The organism is Armatimonas sp., from assembly GCF_964826245.1.
The window spans coordinates 1-3,691 of the sequence record NZ_CBAYMC010000342.1; the positions used below are offsets into that span (position 1 = coordinate 1).

The following is a 3,691-nucleotide window of genomic DNA, read 5'->3' on the forward strand; positions in this document are numbered from 1 at the left end:
GATATCGCGTTTTTCTCGGCGGGCGGGGGGCGCTCCAAAGAATTCGCGCAGGCGGCAGTAAAAGCCGGTGCCGTGGTGATTGATAACTCGTCGGCGTTTCGTATGGACCCCGAGGTGCCCCTGATCGTCCCCGAAGTCAACCCCGACGATGTCTTGGCGCACAAGGGCATTATCGCCAACCCGAACTGCTCGACGATTATCTTGCTGATGGCGCTGACCCCGCTGCACCAGAAGTGGCCCGTGAAGCGTGTGGTCGTCAGCACCTACCAGGCGGCCTCAGGCGCGGGCGCAGCGGCGATGCGCGAGCTGGAGGTGCAGGCGGGTGAGCTACTGGCCGGAAAACCTCCGACCAAGGAGATCTTCCCGCACCAAGTGGCGTTTAACTTGTTCTCGCACAACACGGCGATCAACGAGACGGGCTACAACGAAGAGGAGCTCAAGATGGTCAAGGAGACCCGCAAGATTCTCCACGAGCCGACTCTTGCTGTCACCGCCACTTGCGTTCGCGTCCCTGTACTTCGGGCACACAGCGAGAGCGTCAATATCGAGTTTATCGGCGAGCGGCCCACGGTGGAGCAGGCCCGCGCCGCCATTGCCGCGTTTCCGGGCGTGCTCCTGGTAGACGACCGCGAGAGCAATACGTTCCCGATGCCGGTTGATGCCACGGGCCGCGATGAGTGCCTCGTGGGAAGAATCCGTGAGGACCTCTCGCACCCCAAGGCGCTCGATCTCTTTGTGGCGGGCGACCAGATTCTCAAGGGCGCTGCCCTCAACGGCTACCAGATCGCGGAGCTTTTAATTCAGCGAGGAGTGATTTAGGTCATGCCACAGTCTCTTCAACAGCCCACGGAGAATGCCCCCGCACCGTTTCGTATCGTCTGGACGCGCGACGATTGTGAGCGTTTCGAAAAAGAAGGCTTGTTGATTGCAGGAAAGTATGAGCTGGTTGAGGGAGAGATAATTCGGAAAATGCCGCAAAATCGTCCACACAGTGCAGGGGTAAGTCGTCTATTTGCCTTGTGTATCTCCATTTTTAGCATGGATTTTGTCCAGACTCAGGCGGGGATCAATGTCTCACCTGAAGATAATCCTACGAGCTTTCCTGAACCGGATGTTTTTGTTCTCAATCGCTCGATTGCGCATTTTTTGGTGGACTATCCGACTCCCACAGACTTGGCACTTGTCGCTGAGGTCTCAGACTCGACGCTGGCTTTTGATCTCTCGACTAAGGCGGGGCTGTATGCGCGGGCAGGGATTGTGGAATACTGGGTGCTGGACGTGGTAGGGCGTGCGCTGACGGTGCATCGAGAACCGCGCGAGGGGCGTTATCAAAGCGTCCTGCGCTACGCCGCTGATGAGAGTGTGGCGACGCTGGCGAAGCCTGCGGAGCGAGTGATTGTCTCAGCACTCCTTCCGCCGCTGGCTCCTGTGGAAATAAGTGAGGAAGTGATTTAGATGCGTGGAATGCGGCCCCGGTGGGGGTATATCGTGACGGCGATGGTGACGCCGTTTGACGAAAACAATGCGGTGGACTTTGCCGAGGCTGTCGCGCTGGCGAAGTGGCTACTGGCCAATGGCTCGGACGCGCTGGTGATCAATGGCACCACGGGCGAGTCTCCGACAACATCCGCCAAAGAGAAAGCGGCGCTAGTCAAGGTGATTGTGGAGGCGATTGGCGCGGAGAAAGTGATCGCGGGCGTTGGGGGCAACAATACCGCCGAGGTGATCGAGGCCGCGCACGATGCGAAGGCCGCCGGAGCCGGGGCGCTGCTGGCCGTGGTGCCTTACTACAACAAGCCCAGCCAAGAAGGCCTTTATCAGCACTTCAAGGCGGTTGCCAGCGCTACGGATCTGCCCGTGATGCTCTACAACGTCCCTGGGCGTACCATTACGAACCTAGAGCCTGCCACGGTTGTGCGCCTCGCCACCGACTGCCCGACGGTAGTGGCGATTAAAGAGGCATCGGCGAACCTACAGCAAGTGGGGGAGATCCTGCGCCAGACCCCGGAGAGCTTCGATGTCTACTCTGGCGACGACGGCACGATTCTGCCGCTTCTTGCCCTGGGCGGCTGTGGCCTTGTGAGCGTAATCTCCCATGTGATTGGCCCTGAGCTTCAGGCGGTGCACCAGGCATGGTTTGCGGGAAAACAAGCCGAGGCAGCTGACATCTTCTTGCGCACACTGCCTGTCGCCAAAACGATGTTCTCCGTGCCTTCGCCCGCCCCGACCAAGCTAGCGCTACGTGCGCTCGGCAAAAAAGTTGGCCCCGTGCGCCTGCCCTTAGTGGACTGCAATGAGAGCGAGAGCGAGGCGATTCTTGGGGTTCTGAGAGCGCACGGCTTGCCTATCTAGGCCTGCTGGCCAGAAGCGCTCCCACCAGCATCCAGAGGCTTCCCAGAGCAGTGAGCGTCAGTGCGAGCTGCTCAAAGCGCTTCTGAGGGATGCGCTCGGCCAGCGGCTTGCCGACTATGCCGCCCAAGATCGCGGCGGGGAAGAGCAGGACGGCAAAGCGCAGGCTGTCGAGGTCAATGATCTTGCTCTGAAAGATAGCAAACGGGACTTTGATCCAGTTGATAAAAAAGAAGAACACGGCGGCGGTGCCTAAGAATGTCTCTTTGGGCAGGCGCATGGCTAAGAGATAGAGCGTCGTGACGGGCCCTGCGGCGTTGGCGATCATGGTGGTAAAGCCCGCCGCCAGCCCGACCAGCGGCGCGGCCCAGACAGGCACCTCGGGGGGAGCTTTTTGTTGCCCGCGCCAGATGCTGAGCAGGCAGATTACCAAGAGTACGCCGCCTAGCACGGGCTTGAGCGCTCTATCGTCCACTTTACCCAGAAACTGCGCCCCCAGCGCGATTCCCGCCACCGTCCAGGGGAGCAGCCGTAGAACTTGCTTGAGATCGCCGTTCTTGCGGTGCACTGCGACGGCTAATAAGTCCGCGCAGATCAGCACCAGTAGCGCGGCTCCCACGGAGAACTTGGTGGGCAAGAGAAGCGTGAAGATCACGACGCTGACAATTCCCAGCCCCGGCACGCCGGTCTTGGAGACCCCGACCGAGAACGCGCCAAGGGCCAGGAGCGCCCACTGCCAGAGCGCTAGCTCAGGCACGTTTTAGATCTTTCCCATGCCATGCATCGCTAAAACTACCGCGCCCAGCACAACCCGCCAGATCACAAAGACGAGGGTAGAGTGCTTCGCGAGGTACTTCAGCATCCAAGCAATCGAGGCGTAGCCGACCACAAACGCCACGACGGTTGCAACAAGAGTGTTCACAGGGGAGAAATGGAGAGTGCCCGGCAACGCTACTTCTTGTGGCTTGAGGAGATCCTTGATCTCAAAGAGCCCTGAAAGGAGCACTGCAGGCAGAGAAAGTAGGAACGAGAACTCCAGCGCGGCTTCTCGGTCGAGCTTGGAGAGAAACGCCCCGATGAGAGTTGAGCCCGAGCGCGACGAGCCAGGGACGGCGGCAAAGGCCTGCATCGCCCCGACCAGCACGCCGTCTTTCCAGGTGATGTCCGTGAGCGGTCGGTTGCGCAGCTTCTCGGTGCCCTTCTCGACCAGATAGAGCGCCAAGCCCATCAGGATCAGCATGATCGCCACAGGAGTCGGCTCACGGAGTGTGGTCTCGATGTATTTCTTGAGCGCCAGCGCGACCAGTGCCAGTGGGATAGTCCCGATAATCACCGCAAGCAG

General features: G+C 59.9%; 5 protein-coding genes. 3 read left to right on the plus strand and 2 right to left on the minus strand.

What is annotated here, in order from left to right:
* The 3 genes from AC1XOS_RS21045 to dapA all read left to right on the plus strand — a co-directional run.
* On the plus strand, window positions 1–819 hold an 819-nt coding region (locus tag AC1XOS_RS21045), incomplete at its 5' end, for an aspartate-semialdehyde dehydrogenase (RefSeq protein ID WP_481964172.1).
* 3 nt (window positions 820–822) lie between these two features.
* Window positions 823–1,455, plus strand: a complete 633-nt coding sequence (locus tag AC1XOS_RS21050) for a Uma2 family endonuclease (RefSeq protein WP_481964173.1) — start codon at window positions 823–825, stop codon at window positions 1,453–1,455.
* A 42-nt stretch (window positions 1,456–1,497) separates the two neighbouring features.
* Window positions 1,498–2,352, plus strand: coding sequence for a 4-hydroxy-tetrahydrodipicolinate synthase (gene dapA / locus AC1XOS_RS21055; RefSeq protein WP_481964176.1), 855 nt, complete (start codon window positions 1,498–1,500; stop codon window positions 2,350–2,352).
* Here dapA and AC1XOS_RS21060 read toward each other — a convergent pair.
* Both AC1XOS_RS21060 and AC1XOS_RS21065 read right to left on the minus strand, forming a co-directional pair.
* A complete protein-coding gene (locus AC1XOS_RS21060) occupies window positions 2,345–3,106 on the minus strand; it encodes a sulfite exporter TauE/SafE family protein (RefSeq protein ID WP_481964174.1) in 762 nt (253 codons plus the stop codon). The genes dapA and AC1XOS_RS21060 overlap by 8 nt on opposite strands.
* Before the next feature lie 3 nt (window positions 3,107–3,109).
* The coding region (locus AC1XOS_RS21065; RefSeq protein WP_481964175.1) for an undecaprenyl-diphosphate phosphatase at window positions 3,110–3,691 on the minus strand (582 nt) is incomplete at its 5' end.

Bases quoted from the DNA above. Each gene is read 5' to 3' on its own strand.
- AC1XOS_RS21050 (WP_481964173.1), top strand. From the start codon at position 823: ATGCCACAGTCTCTTCAACAGCCCACGGAGAATGCCCCCGCACCGTTT.
- dapA (WP_481964176.1), top strand. From the start codon at position 1,498: ATGGTGACGCCGTTTGACGAAAACAATGCGGTGGACTTTGCCGAGGCT.